The sequence below is a fragment of the Isoptericola sp. NPDC060257 genome (assembly GCF_042726645.1).
GTDB classification, from domain to species: Bacteria; Actinomycetota; Actinomycetes; order Actinomycetales; family Cellulomonadaceae; genus Isoptericola; species Isoptericola nanjingensis.
The window spans coordinates 1-21,983 of record NZ_JBHXAW010000042.1; the positions used below are offsets into that span (position 1 = coordinate 1).

General features: G+C 74.3%; 20 protein-coding genes. 10 read left to right on the top strand and 10 right to left on the bottom strand.

Annotation, left to right across the window (positions count from 1 at the left end; all coding sequences use genetic code 11):
- Window positions 1-29 precede the first annotated feature (29 nt).
- The gene (locus tag ACFWEK_RS05615) at window positions 30-254 is read left to right on the top strand and encodes a hypothetical protein (RefSeq protein ID WP_429762751.1); all 225 of its coding nucleotides are present in this window, start codon (window positions 30-32) and stop codon (window positions 252-254) included.
- A 95-nt stretch (window positions 255-349) separates the two neighbouring features.
- Here ACFWEK_RS05615 and ACFWEK_RS05620 read toward each other — a convergent pair whose 3' ends face one another.
- The 9 genes from ACFWEK_RS05620 to ACFWEK_RS05660 form a co-directional block, all read right to left on the bottom strand.
- A complete protein-coding gene (locus ACFWEK_RS05620) occupies window positions 350-2,374 on the bottom strand; it encodes an RICIN domain-containing protein (protein WP_430553391.1) in 2,025 nt (674 codons plus the stop codon).
- A 90-nt stretch (window positions 2,375-2,464) separates the two neighbouring features.
- Complete coding sequence (locus tag ACFWEK_RS05625) at window positions 2,465-3,898, bottom strand: aminopeptidase P family protein (protein WP_430553392.1); 1,434 nt, start codon at window positions 3,896-3,898, stop codon at window positions 2,465-2,467.
- On the bottom strand, window positions 3,895-5,178 hold the full coding sequence (locus ACFWEK_RS05630) for an alpha/beta fold hydrolase (RefSeq protein WP_430553393.1): 1,284 nt from the start codon (window positions 5,176-5,178) through the stop codon (window positions 3,895-3,897). Before ACFWEK_RS05630 ends, ACFWEK_RS05625 begins: the two co-directional genes overlap by 4 nt.
- On the bottom strand, window positions 5,175-6,155 hold the full coding sequence (locus tag ACFWEK_RS05635) for an ATP-binding cassette domain-containing protein (RefSeq protein WP_430553394.1): 981 nt from the start codon (window positions 6,153-6,155) through the stop codon (window positions 5,175-5,177). Before ACFWEK_RS05635 ends, ACFWEK_RS05630 begins: the two co-directional genes overlap by 4 nt.
- Window positions 6,152-6,997 carry an ABC transporter ATP-binding protein gene (locus ACFWEK_RS05640; RefSeq protein ID WP_430553395.1) on the bottom strand — a complete coding sequence of 282 codons (846 nt, stop codon included), beginning with the start codon at window positions 6,995-6,997 and terminating at the stop codon, window positions 6,152-6,154. Before ACFWEK_RS05640 ends, ACFWEK_RS05635 begins: the two co-directional genes overlap by 4 nt.
- Before the next feature lie 10 nt (window positions 6,998-7,007).
- On the bottom strand, window positions 7,008-8,006 hold the full coding sequence (locus ACFWEK_RS05645) for an ABC transporter permease (RefSeq protein ID WP_429762744.1): 999 nt from the start codon (window positions 8,004-8,006) through the stop codon (window positions 7,008-7,010).
- The gene (locus ACFWEK_RS05650; protein ID WP_430544917.1) at window positions 8,006-8,962 is read right to left on the bottom strand and encodes an ABC transporter permease; all 957 of its coding nucleotides are present in this window, start codon (window positions 8,960-8,962) and stop codon (window positions 8,006-8,008) included. Before ACFWEK_RS05650 ends, ACFWEK_RS05645 begins: the two co-directional genes overlap by 1 nt.
- Window positions 8,963-8,965: 3 nt before the next feature.
- A complete protein-coding gene (locus ACFWEK_RS05655; RefSeq protein WP_430553396.1) occupies window positions 8,966-10,681 on the bottom strand; it encodes an ABC transporter substrate-binding protein in 1,716 nt (571 codons plus the stop codon).
- A 72-nt stretch (window positions 10,682-10,753) separates the two neighbouring features.
- The gene (locus ACFWEK_RS05660; protein WP_430553397.1) at window positions 10,754-12,691 is read right to left on the bottom strand and encodes a glycoside hydrolase family 127 protein; all 1,938 of its coding nucleotides are present in this window, start codon (window positions 12,689-12,691) and stop codon (window positions 10,754-10,756) included.
- A 302-nt stretch (window positions 12,692-12,993) separates the two neighbouring features.
- On the opposite strand from ACFWEK_RS05660, the gene ACFWEK_RS05665 reads away from it, so the two are divergent.
- The 8 genes from ACFWEK_RS05665 to ACFWEK_RS05700 all read left to right on the top strand — a co-directional run bounded on the left by ACFWEK_RS05665 (window position 12,994) and on the right by ACFWEK_RS05700 (window position 21,007).
- Complete coding sequence (locus ACFWEK_RS05665) at window positions 12,994-13,671, top strand: GntR family transcriptional regulator (protein WP_430544920.1); 678 nt, start codon at window positions 12,994-12,996, stop codon at window positions 13,669-13,671.
- Window positions 13,672-13,756: 85 nt separating this feature from the next.
- A complete protein-coding gene (locus tag ACFWEK_RS05670; RefSeq protein WP_430553398.1) occupies window positions 13,757-14,974 on the top strand; it encodes an NAD(P)/FAD-dependent oxidoreductase in 1,218 nt (405 codons plus the stop codon).
- Window positions 14,971-15,270 (top strand): (2Fe-2S)-binding protein, encoded by a 300-nt coding sequence (locus ACFWEK_RS05675; protein WP_430544922.1) that lies wholly within the window; start codon window positions 14,971-14,973, stop codon window positions 15,268-15,270. The genes ACFWEK_RS05670 and ACFWEK_RS05675 overlap by 4 nt, the downstream gene beginning before the upstream one ends.
- Window positions 15,267-16,715: an NAD(P)/FAD-dependent oxidoreductase gene (locus ACFWEK_RS05680; protein WP_430553399.1), complete on the top strand. Its 1,449-nt coding sequence runs from the start codon at window positions 15,267-15,269 to the stop codon at window positions 16,713-16,715. The genes ACFWEK_RS05675 and ACFWEK_RS05680 overlap by 4 nt, the downstream gene beginning before the upstream one ends.
- A gap of 104 nt (window positions 16,716-16,819) precedes the next feature.
- The gene (locus ACFWEK_RS05685) at window positions 16,820-17,737 is read left to right on the top strand and encodes a dihydrodipicolinate synthase family protein (protein ID WP_430544924.1); all 918 of its coding nucleotides are present in this window, start codon (window positions 16,820-16,822) and stop codon (window positions 17,735-17,737) included.
- Between the two features lie 52 nt (window positions 17,738-17,789).
- A complete protein-coding gene (locus ACFWEK_RS05690; protein WP_430553400.1) occupies window positions 17,790-18,791 on the top strand; it encodes a proline racemase family protein in 1,002 nt (333 codons plus the stop codon).
- A 10-nt stretch (window positions 18,792-18,801) separates the two neighbouring features.
- Window positions 18,802-20,301 carry an aldehyde dehydrogenase (NADP(+)) gene (locus ACFWEK_RS05695; RefSeq protein ID WP_430553401.1) on the top strand — a complete coding sequence of 500 codons (1,500 nt, stop codon included), beginning with the start codon at window positions 18,802-18,804 and terminating at the stop codon, window positions 20,299-20,301.
- A 43-nt stretch (window positions 20,302-20,344) separates the two neighbouring features.
- Entirely contained in the window at window positions 20,345-21,007 is a 663-nt protein-coding gene (locus ACFWEK_RS05700; protein ID WP_430553402.1) for a GPP34 family phosphoprotein, read from the top strand.
- A 27-nt stretch (window positions 21,008-21,034) separates the two neighbouring features.
- Here the strand turns inward: ACFWEK_RS05700 and ACFWEK_RS05705 are convergent, their stop codons facing one another.
- Complete coding sequence (locus ACFWEK_RS05705) at window positions 21,035-21,376, bottom strand: ArsR/SmtB family transcription factor (protein WP_430544928.1); 342 nt, start codon at window positions 21,374-21,376, stop codon at window positions 21,035-21,037.
- A 16-nt stretch (window positions 21,377-21,392) separates the two neighbouring features.
- Between ACFWEK_RS05705 and ACFWEK_RS05710 the strand changes: the two genes are divergently transcribed.
- Window positions 21,393-21,983, top strand: a 591-nt coding sequence (locus ACFWEK_RS05710) for an SRPBCC domain-containing protein (protein WP_430553403.1), incomplete at its 3' end; no start/stop codon positions are given.

Sequence of the window (21,983 nt, forward strand, 5' to 3'; positions counted from 1 at the left end):
GCCCGCCGCGGTCGGCCTATCCTCGGACCATGAGCGACTTCCAGGTCAACCCGCGCGTCAAGTCCGAGCCCACCGGTGCCGTCCTCGGCCGTTTCCTCGGCGCGCTCGTGCTCTTCCTGGGCGGTCTGGTGCTGCTCGGCTCCGGCGCCTCCGGCGGGAACCCGACCCTGGACCCCTACATGGTCGTCGGCGGCATCCTCGCCGTCGGGCTGGCCTTCGGCCTCCCGATGATCGGCGCGCACGAGCGGGGCTGACCCGCACCCCAGAGCTGTGGGCGCTCGATGGGTGCTGTTCCCGTGCGGGACAGCGCCCTTCGAGCGCCCACGAACTGTGTCGTGACGTCGTCCGGTCAGCGCCGCGTGACGACGAGGACCTCCGAGACGTTCCCCGCGCGGTCCGTGGCGCGGGCCTCGACGCGGTCGCGCGGACCGATCGCGATCGCTCCCCGGTAGGCGGCCCAGTCGCCGCGACCGACCCGGTACTCCACGAGCGCGACGCCGGAGGCGTCGTCCGTCGCGTCGAGGGTCAGGGACTTCCGGTTCGGGTGCGCCCACGCCGACGTGACCTCCGGCGCCGTGACGTCCGGCAGCAGGTAGGCGCCGACGCCCTGGGCCGACGTGCGGGTGGTGTCCTCCAGCAGCCACCGGGTCGCGTCGGCCGGGTCGGTGAGGGTGAGCGAGACGCCCGACGTGGTGCGGCCGTCGACGTCGAGGGCGCCGCCGGTGGCCGCGTTGACGAGGTGTCCGTCGTGCTCCTGCGCGGTCGAGGCGTCCGGCGCGAACGTCCACCGCTGCCGCGGGTCGCCCGCGTCCGCCTCGACGCCGGCGTACCGGACCTCGGTGTCCGAGACCGCGGCGAGCGCGCCGGAGCCGTCGGACGCGGCGATCGTGTACGCGCCACCGCCCACCGGGGCGAGCGACCACACGCCGTCGCCCCACCACGACCAGACCACCACGTCGCGCTCGGGGTGGTCGGCGTCGCCCGCGTACCGGTCGACCTGGTACTCGGTGCCGATCCCGTCGGTGACGATCCGGAACGCGTCCGTCGCGAAGTCGACGTCCTCGGCGGTGACGCGCTCGGGCGCGTCGGGCACCTGCGTGAAGTCGCCGTGGTAGACGTCGGGCGCCGGCTCGTCCCACGGGGCGGGGAGCGTGAGGTCCGCGGGGTAGACCTTGGCGAACAGCGCGTAGGCCTGCGGGTCGTACGCCTTCAGCTCGGCCCGGGTGTTGATCGGGCTCCGCACCCCGTCGGTCCAGTCGGGCTTCTCCGCCATGACGTCGAACCAGATCGCCGACAGCGTCGCGAAGTACTCGTCGATGTTGCCGATCGCGTACGTGTTCGGCCACCGGCCGGTGGTCCACGAGTTCTCGTAGGCGGCATACAGCTCGTCGGAGAGGCCCTTGTCCGCCAGCGTCTCGATGCCCACGAGGCGCACGGCGTGGCCGAACTCGTGCACCAGGATGTTCTCGTTCGGGTAGCCGGTGTTGAGGAACGCGTTCTCGTCCCCGCGGGTGCGCAGCACGTTGCGCTCGGAGATCGACGACACACAGCCGTTCCACTCGCTGCCGCCGTAGCCCTCGACGTCGTACATCTCGGGGTCGTAGCCGCCCCGGTGCTCGGGCACGAGGTAGGCGTTCTCCCGCGCCGCGTACACGGCGAGCGAGCAGCCGAAGTCGGCCATCCGTGCCGCGATGCCGTTGTCGGCCTTGCCGAGCTGCACGTCCACCTGCGCGGCGGCGAGGTCCAGCGTGGCCGGGTCGACGCGCGGGTTCGCCTTGACGACGATCCCGGACGCCGTCGTCACGGACTGCGTGTAGTAGTCCAGCCGCGGGACGCCGGTGTACGTCGCGTCCCGGGCGGGCCGACCCTCCGCGTCCTCGATCTGCGACCCGTCCACCGTGACGGTGAGCGGCTCGTCGGGGTCGAGCGTGCCGGTGTACGCGATGCTCGCCAGGTGCAGGTCGTCGGGCAGGCGCGCCATGCTGTTCGCGTCCGACGCCGCGATCTGCCGGTTGTCCTTGTCGAAGAAGATCGTGTCGGTGGGCCCGGTCGCGGGCTTCGCGGTGAGGGCGACGGTCGTGCCGCCCTGGGTGAGCGTGACGTTCTCGGGGCTCACCGCCGCCGTCTCGTCGACGTACCGGTCCCACGAGATCTCGAGGAACTTGCCCTCGTTGATCACGCGGACCTCGGTGACCTGCGGGCCCTCGTACGCCGGGTCGGCGGCGACGGACCCGTCCGCCGCCACGGGGATCTCGGGCGGGGCGTCGGCGGCGGTCGCCGTGCCCGCCCCCGCGAGCAGCGACGCTCCCAGTGCCGCCGCCGCCGCTGCTGCCGTCAGGGCGGGCAGCCCGCCCCGTTCTCGTCCGTTCTTCACACCAGTTCCCTTCGTCTGCGAGGTCCTGCCTGACGGGGGTGACGCGGGTGTTGCTCGCCCCGCCCCGGCCTGCGCCGGGGCGGGGACGTCTCAGGCGCCGGCGGGCAGCAGCGCCGACGTCCAGGCCTCGACGCCGGCGGCGTCGATGGGCAGGGCGTCGGAGAGCACCTCGTGGCCGTCGGGGGTGACGAGCAGGTCGTCCTCCAGGCGCACGCCGATGCCGCGCAGCTCCGGCGGCACGGTGAGGTCGTGGGCGTGGAAGTACAGGCCCGGCTCGACGGTCATGACGACGCCCGGCTCCAGGTCGGCGCCCATGTACTGCTGCCAGTCGCTGTGCGCGCAGTCGTGCACGTCGAGGCCCAGGTGGTGCCCGATGCCGCACACGAGCCAGCGGCGGTGGTGCTGGCCCTGCGGGGACAGAGCCTCGTCGACGGAGACGGGCAGCAGGCCCCAGTCGTGCAGGCCCTGCGCGATCACCTCCATGGCCGCGTAGTGGAAGTCGAGGTAGTTCACGCCGGGGCGGATGTGCGCCATGCCGGCGCGGTGGCTCTTCTCCACCAGGTCGTGCACGGCGCGCTGCTCGGGGCTGAACCGGCCCGACGGCGGCACGGTGCGCGTGACGTCGGCGGTGTAGAGGGTGGTCGTCTCGACGCCCATGTCGAGCAGCAGGGCCGCGTCGGGGAGCACGGGCCCGTCGCAGCGCACCCAGTGCAGGGTGGGGGCGTGCGGGCCGCTGCCGACGATGCTGGCGTAGCCCGGCCCGTTGCCGGTGGTGCGGGCGTGCCGGTCGAACGTGCCCTGCAGCCAGCGCTCGCCGCCGGACCGCACCGCCGCGGGGATCTCCCGGGCCACGGCCTCGAAGCCCGTCACCGTGTGGTCGACGGCGGCGCGCAGCTGCGCCACCTCCCAGGCGTCCTTGACCATGCGCAGGTCCGCGCACGCCCGGGCGAGCTCGGCCGACGGCTCCAGGCCGTGCCGCGCCACGACGTCGGCCGGCACGGCGCGCCCGGCCCACCAGCCGGACCCGTGCGCCAGCGCGTCGTCCAGCTCCGCGAGCGGGCGCACCGGGACGCCGAGCGCCCGCGCCCACTCGCCGAGCCCGGGGGAGGCGCCCACCCACAGCTCGCCGTGCATGGCGTCGGAGAAGAAGGCCGGGTCGCCCGGCCGCGCGGGCGGCGGCGCGTAGAGCACGGCGTCCGCCCCGTGCAGCACGACGACGGCGTCCTCGAGCTGGCAGCCCGTCAGCCACACGAAGTCGCTGTCGGCCCGGAAGTCGTACGACGTGTCGTTGCTGCGCACGGGCGCGCGGCCCGCGCCGACCACGACGGTCCGCCCGCCGAGTCGCTCCGCCAGCCGGGCGCGGTGCGCCGCGGCGGCCTCGGCCGCGCCGTCGGGCACCCGGGCGGGCACGACGTCGGTGGACCAGCCCTGGGCGATCATCTCGGTGAAGGCCGGCACCTCCGTGAGGCGCGGGGTGCGGTTCCCCGAGTGCGGGGGCCGGTGGTCGTGGGCCTGCTGCGTCATCGTCGTTCTCCTCCTGCGTCCCGGACCAGCTCCCGCAGGCGCCGCAGCACCCGAGGGTCGCCGATCCCGTCGTGCTCGTACTCGTTGGTCACCCAGGCGTGCGAGCCGCCCAGCCTGGACAGGGTGTCGAGCTGCAGCCCCGAGTCCACGTACATGTCGTCGAAGTAGACCGCCGCGGCGAGCGGCACGTCGTTCGCGGCGAGGCGCTCGACGTCGTACAGCGGGCTCCACTCCCGCCGCGCGGCGAGCTCGTGCACCGCCGGCGCGAACGGCTTCAGCAGCCGCACCTCGTCGAACATCCACGGGAACGCCATCTCGCCCGTGAGCAGCAGCGGTCGCTCGTCGGGCCCGAACTGCGGCCGCTCGTCGCGGGCGCGCGGCGCCGCCCACGCCGTCGGGCCGTTCGCGCCGTCGCCGTAGATGGACTCCTGGAGCGTCCAGAACAGGGGGTTCGACGCCGACGACGAGCGCACCAGCACCTGCTCCAGGAACGCGTGCGACAGTCGGCCCGGGCGCACGAACGCCTCGTCGACCAGCCAGTGCAGGCGCTCGGACCCGGGCTTCATCCCCAGGTCGATCCCCAGGGACTGGAACCGGTGCACGGTGAGCGCGTCGCCGTCGGGCAGGCGCACGTCGCCCTCCGCGAGCCGGTCGGCGATCGCGGCCACGGCGTCGACGTCCTGCGGGTACAGGTCGTAGTAGCGGCGTGTCTTGGACTCGGCGCGCGCGAAGGTGCGCCGGTAGACCTCGTCGGCGCTCGCGGGCGTGCCCGGGATGCCGCCGGTCACGTAGCAGGCCGCCAGCCCCTCCGGCGCGGTCGAGAGGTAGGCGAGCGTGATCCAGCCGCCGAACGACTGGCCCAGGCTCGCCCACCGGCGTCCGTCGTAGTGGGTGCGGCGCACGTGCTCCAGGTCGGCCACGATCGAGTCGGCCCGGAAGCACGCCAGGTAGTCGGCGCCCACGACGGCGTCCCCGCGCGCCGCGACCGCCTCGCCGTCGAGCGGCGTGCTGCGGCCGGTGCCGCGCTGGTCCGGCAGGATCACGCGGTACGTCGTCAAGGCCTCGTCGAGCCAGCCGTCGCGCTTCAGGGGGCGGGGCGACGCGCCGCCCGGCCCGCCCTGCAGGTAGACCAGGAGGGGCAGGTCGTCGCCGCGGCGCCCGGGGTCGACCAGCTCGCGCCAGAAGACGTCGATCTGCTCGCCGTCGGGCCGGGCGTGGTCGAGGGGGACCGCCGTCGTGCGCTCCGTGACGTGCAGCCCCGGCAGGTGATAGGTGGTCACGCGGTCGTCTCCTCCTCGGTGGCGGCGGACTTCGCCTCGCGGTCGGGCGTGGCCGTCGCGGCCCTCGCCTCCGCCGCCTCGCGCCGCGCCCGCTCCCACTCGGGGCGGATGCGCGGCACGGCGGCCAGCAGGGTCCGGGTGTACTCGTGCTGCGGGTCGTCGAAGACGGCGTCGCGCTCCCCCTGCTCGACGATGCGGCCCTTCGACATCACCGCCACGCGGTCGGCGATCTGCCGCACCACGGCGAGGTCGTGCGCGATGAAGAGGTAGCTGAACCCCTCCTCGCGCTGCAGGCGGCGCAGCAGGTTGATGATCTGCGCCTGCACGGACACGTCGAGCGCGGAGACCGCCTCGTCGCAGACCACCAGCCGCGGCGACACGGCGAGCGCGCGGGCGATGCCGATGCGCTGCGCCTGGCCGCCGGAGAACTGCGACGGGTAGCGGCGGTGGTGGTCGGGGTCCAGCCCCACGCGCTCCATGAGCTGCTGCGTGAACGCCCGCGTGCCGCCCGGCACCTCGCGCCCCTGGTAGACCAGCGGCGCGGTGACGATGCGCTCCACCGTGTGCCGCGGGTTGAGCGACGAGTACGGGTCCTGGAACACCACCTGCACGTCGCTGCGGAACCGCCGCAGCCGGTCACCCTTCGCGCGCGTCACGGGCTCGCCGTCGAAGACGACCTCGCCCGACGTCGCGTCCGTCAGCCGCGCGACGATCCGCGCCGTCGTCGACTTGCCCGACCCGGACTCGCCGACCAGCGCCAGCGTCTCGCGGGCGCGGACGTCGAGGCTCACGCCGTCGACCGCCCGGAACGTGTCCGCCCGGCCCAGCAGCCCGCCGGTGCCGGGCACCGCGAACTCCTTGACCAGGTCGGTGGCGCGCAGCAGCGGCTCGGACGCCTGCGACGTCGAGGCCGCCGGTGCGCTCGCGGGGGCGACGACGTCGTTCCCGGTGCTCGGCCCGGTGCTGGTGGTGCTCATGGCTTCCCTCCCACGCCGGCGGCGGCGTCGATGCCGCGCAGCTCGCCGATCTCGTCGTCGATCCGGGGGACGGCGTCCAACAGCGCCCGCGTGTACGGGTGCTGCGGGTCGGAGAACAGCCGTTCGGCGGGGGCCTGCTCCACGGCCACGCCGTGGCGCATGACGACGACGTCCTCGGCGATCTCCGACACGACGGCGAGGTCGTGCGAGATGAGGATCAGCGCCGTCCCGGTCTCGCGCCGCACCTCCTGGAGCAGGTCGAGGATCTGGGCCTGCACGGTGACGTCGAGCGCGGTGGTCGGCTCGTCGGCGATGAGCAGGTCCGGCTCGGTGGAGAGCGCCATCGCGATCATCACGCGCTGGCGCATCCCGCCGGAGAACTGGTGCGGGTAGTGGTCCACGCGCCGAGCGGCGTCGGCGATGTGCACGCGCTCCATCGCCTCGACCGCGACCTTGTGCGCCTGCCGCCGGGTGACCCCGGGCCGGTGCGCCCGGTACGCCTCCTCGATCTGCATCCCCACGGTGTAGTACGGGTTCAGCGACGACAGCGGGTCCTGGAAGATCATCGACATGCGGTCGCCGCGCAGGCGCCGCACCTTCGACTCGGGCAGCGCCGTGAGCTCGGCGCCGTCCAGGGACACCCGGCCGCGCAGGCTCGCCGTGGGCGGCAGCAGGCCCATGACGGCCAGCGACGTCATCGACTTGCCGGAGCCCGACTCGCCGACGATCCCCAGCGACGCGCCCTGCTCCAGCGTGAACGAGAGCCCGTCCACGACGTCGACCGGCCCGTGGGCCGTCCGGAACGTGATGGTGAGGTCCTCGACCTCGAGCAGCGTGCTCATGCCTGCCCCCTCATGCCCTTGCTCCGATCCGGACGCGCGGGTCGATCGTCGTGTAGACGATGTCCACGATCACGTTCCCGACGATGACCAGGAAGGCCGCGACGAGCGTGACGCCCATGATGACCGGCTGGTCGTTCTTGGTGATGGAGTCGGACGCCATCTTGCCGATGCCGTTGAGGCCGAAGACGGTCTCGATGATGATCGCGCCGCCCAGCAGGCCGGCGAAGTCCATGCCGAACAGCGTCACGACCGGCGTGAGCGCGGGCCGCAGCGCGTGCCGCCGCCACACCAGCCGTGGGGCGAGGCCCTTGGCGCGCGCCGTGCGGACGAAGTTCTCGTCGAGCGTGTCGAGCACGTTCGCCCGCGTGAGCCGCTGGTACATCGACGCGTAGGTGAACGCGAGCACCAGCCACGGCATGACGAAGTTGAGGAACCACTGCCCGGGGTCGGCGGCGAACGGCACCGCCTGGGGGAACGGCAGCCACCCGAGCCGCACCACCAGCACGTACTGCAGCACGAGGGCGAGCACGTAGTTGGGGATGGAGACGCCGCCCAGCGCGGCGCCGGTCGCGGCCCGGTCGAACCACGTGCCCTTCTTGATCGCGGCGATCATGCCGCCCGAGACGCCCATGAGCAGCCACAGCACGGCCGCGCCCACCGCGAGCGTGGCCGAGACGCCGAAGCGCTGCTCGAACATCTCGAGCACGGGCTGCCCGGTCTGGAAGGAGTAGCCCAGGCAGGGCGCCGCGCAGTCGATCGCGTTGGCGCCCGTGCCGTACGTCGTCCCGACGAACAGCCCGGACAGGAAGCCGAGGAACTGCTCGTAGAACGGCCGGTCCAGGCCCAGGTTGGTGCGGATCTGGTCGATCAGCTCGGGCGTGCAGTTCTTGCCGCAGATCTGCACCGCGGGGTCGGGGGAGAGCGCGAAGAAGATCGCGTACGTGAACAGGACGACGAGGAACAGCACGCCCACCATGCCGGCGAGCCTCGTCACGAGAAAGCGGACCATCAGCGCCTCTCCCCCGCGTCGACGACGTCCTTGAGCCGGTCGCCGAGGACCGTGAAGGACAGCACGAGCAGGAACAGGAAGGTTCCGGGGATCAGGAAGTACATCGGGTCGACGGCGTACCAGCTCATCGACTGCGCGATCATCTGCCCCCAGGACGGGGTCGGCGGGACGACGCCCACGCCGAGGAAGCTCAGCCCCGCCTCGGTGCCGATGTAGCCGGGCACCGCCAGCGTCGTCATGACGATGATCGTGGAGCGCAGGTTCGGCAGGATCTCCAGCAGCACGATCCGCCAGCCCGACGCCCCGGACGCCCGGGCCGCCTCGACGAACTCGCGCTGCGTGATCGTCATCGTCTGGCCGCGCACGACGCGGGCGAGGTACGGCCACCCGAACACCGAGATGACGAGCACGAGCAGCGGCGCGCGGTTGCTCGCGGGGAGCGCCGACAGGATCGCGATCATGAAGATCAGGGCGGGGAACGCCATGAGGAAGTCCATGACGCGCGACACGACCTGGTCGACCTTGCCGCCGTGGTACCCGGCGAGGAGCCCGAAGAGGACCCCCAGCAGCGTGGTGAGCGTGGTGGCGGCGAGCGCGATGAGCATGGAGGTGCGCGCGCCGTAGACGATGCGCGCGAACAGGTCGCGGCCGGTGCCGGGCTCGACGCCGAACCAGTGCTCGGCGCTGATCCCGCCGAGCGGGCCGATCGGCAGGCCGCCGAGGTTCGGGTCGATGGCGGTCTGGTCGAACTCGTACGGCCCCCAGCCGGAGAGCTTGACGACGAGCGGCGCGGCGACGGCCAGGAGCGCGACGAGCGCGATGTACGACAGGGCCAGCACCGCCCCGCGGTTGCGGAGCAGGTGGTGCCAGACACCCTGCCGGGGCGCCGGGGGCGCGACGCCGACGGACGGCGCGCCCCCGGTCTCTGCCTCGAGCGTGGTCATGCTGATGGTCATGGCTCAGCCCTTGCTCGGGTCCTTGAGCCCGACGCCGGTGTAGTCGAGCCCGCCGGTCGCGACGCCGGGGCTGGAGTACACCCCGGTGACGTTCTCGCCGGGCAGCAGCACGACCTTCTCCACCAGCAGCGGCACGATCGGCGCCTCGGTGAGGACCTGCTCGTCGAGGTTGCCCCACGCCTCGTTCGCCGCCGCGGGATCGGTGATGGCGAGCGCGTCGTCGATGGCGGAGTTGATCGCCGGGTCGTCGATCTGGGCGAGGTTCGAGTTGCCCTTGTCGGTGATGCGGCGCCCGTCGAACAGCGGCGGGATCACGGTGCTCGCCGACGACGCCCAGTCCGGGCACCAGCCCGTGATCGCGGCGTCGTTCTGCAGCTTGGGCGTGCCGATCGTCTCGTAGAACTTCGAGGTGTCGATCGGGTTGAACGTGACCTTGATGCCCACGCGGGACAGCGACTGCTGCACGGCCTCGGCCTGCGCCTGCAGCTTGGGCTGCGTGCGCATGTCGAGCGTCATCTCGAACCCGTCGGGGTAGCCCGCCTCGGCGAGCAGCTCCTTGGCCTTGTCGACGTCGCCGGCGTTCCCCTCGCTGGGGTACAGGTCGAAGTCCTTGAACCCGGCGACCGACTCCGGGATCGTCGTGCTGGCGATGTCGGCGAGCATCGTGCCGCCGGTGCCGTTCTGCACGGCCGCCTTGTCCACCGCGTACGAGATCGCCTGGCGCACCTTGACGTCGTCGAGCGGCTTCTTGGTCGTGTTCAGTCCCATGTACGTGGTGCAGACGCCCGGCCAGTCGACCAGCCGGTCCTTGAGCTTCGGGTCCTGGAGGCGGGCGAGGGTGGCGGGCTGCAGGTTGCCGCCGATCGCGTTGACGTCGGTGCCCTGGCCGGCGAGCAGGCGCTCGTCGATGGTGGCCGGGTCGAGGCCGAGCTGGAAGTTCCAGCCGTCCGGCTTGGCGGTGCGCACCTCGTCGGTGGCCGCGTCCCAGTTCTCGTTGCGCACGAGCTTGATGACGCTGCCCGGGGTGTACTCGTCGAGCGTGTACGGGCCGGACGCGACGATGTCGTTGAGGAACTCGTCGCCGGCGCCGGAGCCCACGGGGAACGGCGCGAAGTTCGGCTGCGACGCGACGGCGGGGAAGTCGGGGAACGGCGCCTTGAGGTGGAAGACGATCGTGGTGTCGTCGGGCGTCTCGATGGTCTTCAGGTCGCCGGACTTGTACGGCCCCTCGTAGTCCTTCGGGGCGTCGATGACCTGCTTGGCGTACGGGGAGCCGATGCCGATCTCCGGGTCCCAGGCGCGGGAGACGCCGAACTTCACCTCGGCGGACGTGATCGGGTCCCCGTTGTCGAACTTGAGCCCGTCCTTGAGCGTGAACGTCCAGGTGAGGCCGTCGTCCGACACGGTGCCCGTGTCCGTGGCGAGGTCCGGCACGATCTCGTTCGGGTCCTCCGCGCTGCCCGACGCCGGCGTCGTGAGCGTGCGGTACACGAGTCGGTAGAAGTTGTTCACGCCGCCGTCCCAGCCCTTGGCCGGGTCGAGGTAGGAGAAGTCGGCGTTCTGCAGCACCTGCACGACGCCGCCCTCGGAGGGCTCGCCCTCGAGGCCGCCGGCGGTGCTCGCCGTCGAGCCCCCGCCTCCGCCGCCGGAGGAGCACGCGCCGAGCGCGAGGAGGGCCGCGACGCCGAACGCTGCGGCACGGAGGGCTGGTCTGGTCACTCGTCGTGTCATGGAAAACCTCCCAGGGTGGGGATGGTGCGACGGGTCGGTCGGGGAGTGCGGTGGTGCGGGTCAGGACGTCCGGAGGAAGACGCGCATGGCGCCCACCTCGCGGTTGCCCCAGAGCGCGTAGGGCACGAGGGCCACCGGCGCGCGGTGCGTGGTGGGCGCCATAGCGCCCAGCGGGGGGTACGGGTCGTCGCCCGTCGGCGGCGCGGCGGCGAGGTCGCCGCGCAGCACGCGCCACGGGTGGTCCTCGTCGACCACGAGCCGGGGCACGTCCTCGGCGGCGAGGAGCAGGTCGTCCACCGGGGCGGGGGAGTCCTGCTGCTCGACGCAGTACACGAGCGGCCCGCGCAGGACGGCGGCGCTGCCGCGCGCGGCGTCCAGGTGGGGGTGCGCGGTGACGGCGCGGACCGGCATGGGCAGGTCGAGCACGACCGTCGCGCCCAGCGACCAGGCGCGGGTCAGCCGGAGCCAGCCGTCGACCGGGAGCTCGGCCACGGCCTCGCCGTCCACCGTGGCGGTGGCGCCGTCGGCCCAGGCGGGCACGCGCAGCGCGAGGGTCGTGGGGCCCTCCGCCGCGCGGCGCACGCGCACGGTGACCCGGCCGTCCCACGGCAGGTCGGTCGTCACGTCCACGTCGAGCGCGGGGGAGTCGATCGCGGCGCTCGCGTACAGCGCGAGGGTCAGGGAGTCGTCGTCGGCCACGGCCAGGTGGTCCTGGAGCTCCGACGTCCAGCGCACGACGTTGGGCGGGCAGCAGGGGCAGCCGAACCAGGCCCGGCGCAGCAGCTCGCCGTCCTTCTCGGCGCCGCTGCGCTGCTCGTGGTCGGGGCGGCGCTGCAGCGGGTTGTCGTAGAAGAAGGCGGCGCCGTCCTCCGACAGCCCGACGGCGTACGCGTTGTGCAGCACCCGCTCGACGTGGTCGAGGACGTCGGCGCGGCCGGTGGCGAGGAAGAGCCGCCAGCCCCACTGCGCCGTGCCGATCGCGGCGCACGTCTCGGCGTACGCGCGCTCGGCGGGCAGCTCGAACCGGTCGCCGAAGGCCTCGTCGGAGTGCCGGGAGCCGATGCCGCCGGTGAGGTAGGACTTGCGGGCCACCATGTCGTCCCACAGGTGCTCGAGGTGGGCGAGGAGCGCGTCGTCGTCCGTCTCGAGCGCGACGTCCGTGGCCCCGGCGGCGAGGTAGACCATGCGCACGGCGTGCCCGGTGACGGACCCCAGCTCGCGCAGCGGCACGGCGTCCTGGAAGTAGTCCGCCGCGAAGATCGTGTGCTCGAGGGTCCCGGCGCCGCGGCGCTCGACGAACAGCCGGGCCTGCTCCAGGTAGCGGCGGTCGCCCGTCTCGCGGGCGAGCTCCACGAGGGCCATCTCCACCTCGGGGTGGCCGCAGTACGCCGGCTCGCCGTCGGGGCCGTAGCGCTCGACGACGAGGTCCGCGAACCGGGCGGCGACGTCGAGCAGGCGGCGGTCGCCGAGCTGGCGGGACGCCGCGACGGCGGCCTGGGCGAGGTGGCCGAGGTTGTACATCTCGTGGCCCCAGGAGAGGTCCTGCCAGGGTTCCTTGGGGCTCTGCGGCGACTGGTAGAAGGTGCCGAGGTAGCCGTCGGCGCGCTGGGCCCGCTCGATCAGCGCCACGGACTCCTCGAAGAAGTCGCGGGCCGTCTCCAGCGCCGCGGCCTCGCCGTCGTCGGCCGGCTCCCGGCCGAGCTCGTAGGCGATCCCCTCGAGCGTCTTGTAGACGTCGGTGTCGAGGAACGGGTAGCGCCCGCGGTAGTCGCCGACCGCCGGGTCGTGGAGCCGCCGGAAGTTGTCGAGGTTCCCGGCCTGCCGCACCTCGCGGACGACGTGCGGGACGGTGACGACGCGGTTGCGCCGCTGCCAGTCATGGAGCAGGCCGCCGGTGAGGCGCACGCGGTCGGTGCCGAGCGGGGTGCCGGCACGGCCGGTCGTCGCGACGGCGGGGGCGCGGGTCGGGACGGGAGCCAGGTTCGGGGTGATGGCCACGAAATCTCCTCAGTGGTATATCACATTGCACATGCACGGCCACGTCGCCCAGGGCGGGCCGGCGTGACGTCGTCGTCCGGTACTGCTGCCGCCGTCCGCGTCCTCGCGTCCGCCGGGTCGTCCGCACCCCGGGAAGATGCCCGGAACCGCGCCGTTCCTGCAGGTGGGCCGGGTGCCGGGTCGCGGTCCCTGTGCCCGTCGCCGGGCGGGTCGCCTTGACCTGCCAGCCGATGTGGGCGGTAACATATCATGCACTACTGTGATGTCCACCACCCCCGGATCAGCCCCGTGAGGAAGTGCTCATGTCGGAAGCCGTCGCGTCGTTCCGCCGCATCGAGGCGCCGGTCAGCCTGCGCGAGACCGTGTCGCGGGCGCTCACCGCGGCGATCGTCTCGGGCGATCTCGCCCCGGGCACGCTGGTCTCGGTGCCGTCGCTCACCGCGCGCTTCGCCGTGTCCGCGACGCCGGTGCGCGAGGCGATGCTGGACCTCGAGAAGCGCGGGTTCGTCACCGCGGTGCGCAACAAGGGATTCCGGGTGACCGAGGTGTCGCCGGAGATGCTGAGCCACATCGCCGAGGTGCGCCAGCTGCTCGAGCCGCCGGCGATGGAGAAGCTGGCGGGCCGCTTCCCGCAGGGTGCGCTGCCGGCCCTGCGCGAGCAGGCCGACGCCATCGTCACGGGCGCCCGCTCGGGCGACCTGGTGACCTATCTCGAGGCGGACCGCGACTTCCACCTGCGGCTCACGACCCTGGCGGGCAACCCCCTGCTGGTGGACGTGGTGGCCGACCTGCGCAGCCGCGCGCGGCTGCTCGGCCTCTCCCAGATGGTCGCCACCGACCACCTGGAGCAGTCGGCGGCCGAGCACCACGAGCTGCTCGACCTGCTCGCCGCCGGCGACGCCGCCGGGGCGCGGGACCTCATGCGCCGCCACATCGGCCACACCACCGGCTGGTGGGCGGGGCGGCCCGAGGACGACTGAACCCGGGGGCGGTCGGCGACGTGGCCGACCCCTCAACCCTCCTGGTATGTGACATATTACCGAGCACCGATCGAAGGAGCAGCCGATGACCGACGACGTCGTGGTCGTGGGGGCGGGCATCGTGGGCGCCGCGTGCGCCCGCGCGCTCGCGCGCCGCGGGCTCGCCGTGACCGTCCTCGATCGCGGCGGCGCGGCGTCGGGCACCACCGCCCACGGGGAGGGCAACCTCCTCGTCTCCGACAAGGAGCCCGGCCCCGAGCTGGTGCTCGCGCAGCACGCGGCGCGCCGCTGGTCGACCCTCGTCGAGGAGCTGGCCGACGAGCTGGGCCCGCGCTTCCCGGCCGTCGAGTACGACCCCAAGGGCGGCCTCGTCGCGGCCACCACGGCCGAGGGGGCCCAGCCGCTGCGCGACTTCGCCGCACGGCAGCGCGGCGCCGGGGTCGACGCGCGGGAGATCGACGTCGCCCGCGCCCTCGAGCTCGAGCCCGCCCTCAACCCCGACCTGACCGCCGCGGTCTGGTACCCCGAGGACGCGCAGGTGCAGCCCGTCGCCGCGGCGGAGGCGCTGCTCGCGTCCGCCCGCCGCGCGGGGGCGCGGGTGCGCACCGGCGTCGAGGTGACCGGCGCGCTGCGCGACGGCGACCGGGTCGTCGGCGTCCGCACCAGCGCCGGCGACGTGCCCGCCGATGCCGTCGTCCTGGCCGCGGGACCGTGGTCGGGCGTCGTCGCCGCGCGGCTCGGGGTCGCGCTGCCCGTGCGCCCGCGCCGCGGGATGGTGCTGGTGACGACCCGGATGCCGCACGTCGTGCGGCACAAGGTCTATGACGGCGACTACGTCGGTGCCACGCAGTCCGGCGACGCCGCGCTGCAGACGTCGAGCGTGGTCGAGTCCACCGCGGCCGGCACCGTGCTGATCGGGTCCAGCCGCGAGCAGGTCGGCTTCGACGACCGGCTGCGCGCCGTCGTGCTGCGCGAGATGGCCGCCCGCGCGGTGCGGCTGTTCCCGTTCCTCGCCGACGCGAGCGTCATGCGCACCTACCTCGGCTTCCGCCCCTACGTGCCCGACCACCTGCCGATCGTCGGCCCCGACCCCCGCACCCCCGGCCTGTGGGTCGCGACCGGGCACGAGGGCGCCGGCATCGGGCTGGGGCCGGTCAGCGGCGAGCTGCTCGCCGACCTGTTCACCGGCGCGGAGCCCGAGGTCGACCCCGCGCCGTTCCGCGTCGACCGCCCGGCGGTGCTCGCCGCCGGCTCGCCCTCCGAGAGCGCCGTGCCGTCCGAGAAGACAGGGGAGGCCTCATGACCACGCACCGGCAGGACGCCGGGCCACGCCCGCTGACCATCACGCTCGACGGCGAGCCTTTCCCGGGCACCGAGGGCCAGACGATCGCGGGGATGCTGCTGTCCGCCAGGCGGCGGTCGTGGCGCACCACCAGCGTCGACGGCGCCCCCCGCGGCGTGTTCTGCGGCATCGGCGTGTGCTTCGACTGCCTCGTCACCGTCAACGGCGTCCGCGACGTGCGGGCCTGCCTGCGGCGCGCCGCCGACGGGGACGTCGTCGAGACGCAGCACGACCCGCTGCCGGGGGCGGTCTCATGAGCCGCCGCACCGTGGTCGTGGTCGGGGCAGGGCCCGCGGGCCTCTCCGCCGCGCGCGCCGCGGCCCGCGCGGGCGCCGACGTGACGCTGCTCGACGCGTCCGACCAGGTGGGCGGGCAGTTCTGGCGGCACCGGGTGCTCCCGGGCGGCGGGACCTCGCCCGACGAGGCCTCCTTCCACCACGGCTGGGGCACGTTCACGGCGCTGCGCGACGTCGTCGCCGGGCACCCCCGCGTCACGCTGCTGACGTCCGCGCAGGTGTGGGCGCTCGAGCGGCTCGACGACGGCGTGCGGCTGCGCGTGCTGGTCGGACCCGCCGACGCCGGGGGGCGCGAGCACCTCACCCTCACCCCCGACGCGCTCGTGCTCGCCACGGGGGCCCACGACCGGACGCTCCCGTTCCCCGGCTGGCAGCTGCCCGGCGTCACGACCGCCGGCGCGGCCCAGGCCCTCGCCAAGGCGGAGCGCGTGGCCGTCGGCGACCGCGTCGTCGTCGCCGGCGCCGGCCCGTTCCTGCTGCCGGTCGCCACGTCGCTGCTGCGCACCGGCGCGCGCGTGCTGTCGGTGCACGAGGCCGCGACCCCGGCGGCGCTGGTCCGTGGCTGGGGCGCGCGGCCGGCCGGGCTGCTGGGCGCGGCGCACAAGGCCGGCGAGCTCGGCGGGTACGCCGCCGCGCTCGCCCGGCACCGGGTCGCGTACCGGGTCGGCGAGGCCGTGGTCGCCGCGCGCGGCGACGGCCGGGTCGAGGAGGTGACGGTCGCGCGCGTCGACGCGCGGTGGTCGCCCGTGCCGGGCACCGAGCGGACCGTCGCGGCCGACGCGGTGTGCGTCTCGCACGGGTTCACGCCGCGCCTCGAGCTCGCCGTGGCGGCGGCGTGCGCGATCTCGCCGGACCGCTTCGTCGTCGTCGACGACCGCCAGCGCACCACCGCGCCCGGTGTGTGGGCCGCCGGCGAGCTGACCGGCATCGGCGGGGCCGAGGCCGCGCTCGCCGAGGGCTGGGTGGCCGGGCACCACGCGGCGGTCGGCGCGCCCGACGACGCCGCGCTCGCCCGCGCGGTGCGCCGCCGCGGCCGGTCCGCGGACTTCGCGCGGCGCCTCGAGTCCGCGCACGGCATCCGCGGCGGCTGGACGTCGTGGCTGCGCGACGACACCCTCGTCTGCCGCTGCGAGGAGGTCGACGCCGGCACCCTGCGCGCGGCCGCGTGCGCCACCGCGTCGACCGACCTGCGCTCCGTCCGCCTCACCAGCCGCGCCGGGCTCGGCCCCTGCCAGGCGAGGGTCTGCGGCCGCACGGTCGCGGAGCTCGTCGGGGCCGCGGGGCCCGCGCCCGGCGAGGGTACGGGGGCGACGCCCGCGGTGCCCGACCGGCGGCCCCTCGTCGTGCCCGTCCGGCTCGGCGACCTCGCCACCCTGCCCGACGACCCGGCGGCCGACACCGCCTGACCCCGGCCCTTCATCCGACCCAGACCCGCATCCGACACCGACCTTCATCGACACAGACCCCTCGCGCCCCGAGCCCGGAGGCGCGTGAACCGAGAGGACACCGCATGAGCTCCCAGAAGATCGACCTCGGCGGCGTCGTCGTCGCGACGACGCTGCCGTTCACCCCCGACCCCGCGGCGCCCGCCGGGCTCGCCGTCGACTACGCGGGCTACGCCGCGCACGTCGACCACCTCATGAACGCCGGCTGCCGGGGCGTGGGGCCCAACGGCTCGCTCGGCGAGTACTCGTCCCTCACGGACGAGGAGCGCCGCACGGTGGTGCAGACCGCCGTCGAGGCCGTCGCCGGCCGCGGCATCGTCATCGCGGGCGTGCACGGCGTGGGGTGGCACCAGGCCCAGCACTGGGCCGAGCTCGCCCAGGAGGACGGCGCCGACGCCGTCCTGCTGCTGCCGCCGACGATCTACCGGGCCAACCGGCGCGAGATCGTCGAGCACTACGCCCGCGTCAACGAGGTCGGCCTGCCGATCATGGTCTACAACAACCCGTTCGACACCAAGGTGGACCTCACGCCCGACCTCGTCGCCGAGCTCGCGCAGCTCGAGAACGTGGTGGCCATCAAGGAGTTCTCCGGCGACGTGCGCCGGATCTCCGAGCTGCGCGAGGTGGCCGACATCGACGTCATCGCCGGCGCCGACGACCTGCTGTTCGAGTCGCTCGTCATGGGCGCGACGGGCTGGTTCGCCGGCTACCCGAACGCGATCCCCGAGGTCGCCGTCGAGCTGTACGAGCTGGTGCGGGCCGGGAAGATCACCGACGCGCGGGACCTGTACGAGAACGTGGTCGCCATGTTCCGCTGGGACTCGCGCACCGAGTTCGTGCAGGCCATCAAGCTGTCCACGCAGATCGCGGGGCGCCCGTTCGGCATCGAGACCCGCCCGCCGCGCGGCCCGCTGTCCCCGGAGCAGGAGGCCACCGTGCGTGCGGACACCGAGAAGGCCCTCGCGTACATCGCCCAGCGCTGAGCCTGTACACCACCCTGAGCCCGTCACCTGACCCGTCCCGGAGAGGCCGACCATGCGATCGTCCCGCACCTTCACCGCCGTCGACTCGCACACCGAGGGGATGCCCACCCGCGTCGTCACGTCGGGCCTCGGGGTGATCCCCGGCGCCACGATGAACGACAAGCGGCTGCACTTCATCGAGCACCTCGACGACGTGCGGAAGCTGCTCGTCAACGAGCCGCGGGGGCACGCCGCGATGAGCGGCGCCATCCTGCAGCCCTCGACGCGCGACGACTGCGACTGGGGCGTCGTGTACATCGAGGTCTCCGGCTGCCTGCCGATGTGCGGGCACGGCACGATCGGCGTCGCCACCGTGCTGGTGGAGACGGGCATGGTGACGGTCACCGAGCCGACGACCACCATCCGGCTGGACACCCCGGCCGGGGTGGTCGTCGCCCGGGTGGAGGTGCGCGACGGGCACGCCGAGTCGGTGACGATCGAGAACGTGCCCAGCTTCGTCGTGCGGCTCGACGACGAGGTCGACGTGCCCGGGCTCGGCACCGTCCCGTACTCGCTCGCGTTCGGCGGCAACTTCTACGCCATGGTCGACCTCGACGCCGTGAAGCTGCCGTTCGACCGCACCCGGCAGCAGGAGATCCTCGCCGCGGGGCTCGCGATCATGGACGCGATCAACACGACGGCGCCGCCGTCGCACCCCACGATCGCGGGCGTGGACCACTGCCACCACGTCGAGTTCATCGCGCCGGGCTCCACCGCGGAGCACTCCCGCCACGCGATGGCGATCCACCCCGGGTGGTTCGACCGCTCGCCCTGCGGCACCGGCACGTCCGCCCGGATGGCGGAGCTGTGGGCGCGGGGCGAGCTCGCGCTCGACACGGACTTCGTCAACGAGTCCTTCATCGGCTCCCGCTTCGTGGGCCGGCTGGTCGGGGAGACCGTGGTCGCCGGGACCCCCGCCGTCGTGCCCACCATCACCGGCCGCGCCTGGGTCACCGGCCTGGGCACCTACCTGCTCGACCCGAGCGACCCGTTCCCCACCGGCTTCCAGTTCTGAGGTGCAGACGATGACGACCCCGACAGGCGCCCCGACGACGACCGCGCCCGCGCAGGCTCACGAGGCGGCCCGCGCCGCCGCGGCGGCCGCACCCCTCCTCGCGGACCTCCCGCCGTCGACGCGGGCCGACGCGCTGCGCGCCGTCGCCGAGGTGCTCGGCGCGCACGAGGACGAGCTGGTCGCGCTCGCCGCGGCCGAGACCCGGCTGGCCGAGGCCCGGCTGCGCGGCGAGCTCAAACGCACCCGCGTGCAACTGCGCCTGTTCGCCAGGGTGGTCGAGTCCGGCGCCTACCTCGACGTCCGGCTCGACGCCGCCGACCCCGACTTCGTGCTCGGCCCGCGCCCCGACCTGCGCCGCACCCTGTGGCCGGTCGGGCCCGTGCTCGTCTTCGCGGCGAGCAACTTCCCGTTCGCGTTCTCCGTGCCCGGCGGCGACACCGCGGCCGCGCTCGCCGCCGGCTGCCCCGTGATCGTCAAGGCGCACCCCGGGCACGTCGAGCTGTCCCGCCGGGTCGCCGACCTCATGGCCGAGGCCCTCGCGGGCGGCGGGCTGCCGGACGGCGCGTTCGCCCTGGTCGAGGGCGACGACGCCGGTCGCGACCTGCTGGCGCACCCCGCGGTCCGGGCTGCCGCGTTCACCGGCTCCACGCGCGTGGGCCGGCTGCTCGCCGACGCCGCGGCGTCGCGCCCCGACCCGATCCCGTTCTACGGCGAGCTCGGCTCGCTCAACCCGGTGCTCGTGCGTCCCGCCGCCCTCGCCGACCGCGGAGCGGAGATCGCCCGGGGGTGGGTCGGGTCCGTGAGCGGCTCGGCCGGCCAGCTCTGCACCAAGCCCGGCTTCCTGCTCGTCCCCGAGGGGCACGACCTCGGGCACGTCGTCGCCGAGGCGGCCGCCGCGGTGCCCGAGCACGCCCTCCTCAACCCCCGCGTGGGCGCGGGGTACGTCGCCGGGCGCGCCGCCGTCCTGGGGACCCCCGGCGTCGTCGTCCTGGCCGAGGGACACGCGCGGACGGGGGAGGACGGCGTCGTGCGCGCGACGCCGACGCTCGTCCAGACCGACCTCGCCACGCTGCGCGAGCACCGTGACACCGTGCTGGAGGAGGTGTTCGGGCCGTTCGGCGTGCTCGTCACCTACCCCGAGGGCACCGACCTGGGGGCGGTCGTGGCGGAGCTCTTCCCCGGCGAGCTCACCGCGACCGTGCACCGCGGGCCGGGCGAGGGGGCCGAGGTGGCCGGGCTGCTGGCCACCCTGGGCCGGCACGCGGGGCGGGTGCTCGTCGACGGCTGGCCCACCGGCGTCGCCGTCACGCCGGCGATGCAGCACGGCGGCCCGTGGCCGGCCACGACGAGCGACGCGACGTCCGTCGGCACCGCGGCCATCGGCCGGTTCCTGCGCGGCGTCACGTTCCAGGACGCCCCCCAGGACGCGCTGCCCGCGCCGTTGCAGGACGGTAACCCGTGGGGGGTGCCGCAGGCGCGGTCGGGTGTGGCAGAGTCGGCGCACTGGTAGGCAGCGAGGCCACGACCAGGCGCTTCACGGGAGGTCCGACCACGTGCTCATCGCCGAAGAGCTGCTGCTCCTGGCCCACGACGACCTGCGCACCGGGCCGTCCGTGTTCGACGACGCCCCCTACCGGCTCGCCGGCGCGCTCCTCGTCGAGCTGGTGATCGCGGGCCGGGTCGCGCTGCCCCCGGCGCCGGGCGACGACGGACCGGTCGTGGTCCTCGACCGCGCGCCGACCGGGCGCCGGGAGCTCGACGACGTCCTCGACGTCGCGGCCTCGGCGCCCCGGCGCGCGACGGAGCTCGTCGACGTGCTGGCGCGCGGCGTCGAGCGGCCGCTGCTGGACGGGCTCGTCGCCCAGGGCCTGCTCCGGCGCGAGGACCGGGCCGTCTGGGGCGTGCTCCGGAGCACCCGGTGGCGCACGGTGGACGGGCCGGCCGTCGGCGCCCTGCGCCGTCGCGTGCACGGCGTCCTGCTCGACGGCGCCGCACCCGGCGACCGCACCGCCGCGCTCCTCACGCTCGCCGAGGGCTCCGGCTGGCTCCGGCCCCGCGTCCCGCGCGACCGCCGCCGCGAGGCCGACGCCCGGATGCGCGAGCTGGCGGCCACGTGGTGGCGCGGGAGCGCGGTCCGGGAGGCGGCCGGGGCGGTCGCCGCGGCCGTCGTGGGCGTCGTGAGCGCCGCGACGCTGGTGCTGCCCGCCGCGACCTGACGCGAGCTCGCGGGGGTCACGCGCCGGTCAGGCGTCGTCGTCCAGCCGCCCGAGCAGGTCGACGGCGGCGCGCGCGTACTCGCCGATCCACCGGTCGTGGAGGCGCTTGATGGGCAGCGGTGCGAGCGCGAGGTGGCGCTCGCGCCCGACCTTCCGGCCGGTGACGAGCTCCGCCCGCTCGAGCACGCGCAGGTGCTGCAGCACGGTGGTGCGGTCGAGCCGGGGGAACAGCGCGCACAGCTCGCCGGTGGTGCGGGTGGACTCCTTGAGCGCGTCCAGCATGCGCCGGCGCACCGGTGCCGCGAGGGCCTTGAACACGGCGTCGTCGTCGGCGGGGTCGTCGTCATCCCTGGGCGCCGAAGAGTTCATGTGATAAAAATACAACATGAACGAGAAGCAGGCACTCTCCGAGCTCACCTTCACGGTCTCGGGCCGCGTCTCGCGACCCTGCCGTGACGTCTACGAGGCCATCGCGGAGCCCGCACAGCTGTCGCAGTACTTCACGACCGGCGGCGCCCGCGGGCGCCTGGAGCCCGGGGCCGACGTGTCCTGGGACTTCGCCGACTTCCCCGGCCGCTTCCCCGTCACGGTGGTGGAGGCCGCGCCGCCCCGCCGGATCGTCATCCGGTGGGAGGGCAAGGACACCGCCGACGGGTCGGGGTCGACCACGACCACGTTCGAGCTCGAGCCGCTCGACGACGACACCCGCACCCTCGTCACCATCACCGAGTCGTCCTGGGCCCTCACGGCCGGCGGCGCCACGAGCGCGTTCGGCAACTGCGAGGGCTGGACCGGCATGCTCGCCGCGCTCAAGGCGTGGGTCGAGCACGGCATCAACCTCCGCGAGGGCTTCTACCGCGCGGACGCGATGGAGAAATACATCGACACGCAATGGGAGCGGCCCGGGTCGAAGAAGCAGGGTGGAGACGCCTTCAACCTCGTCGACGCCCTGCGCGACCTGCGCCAGGACGCCCAC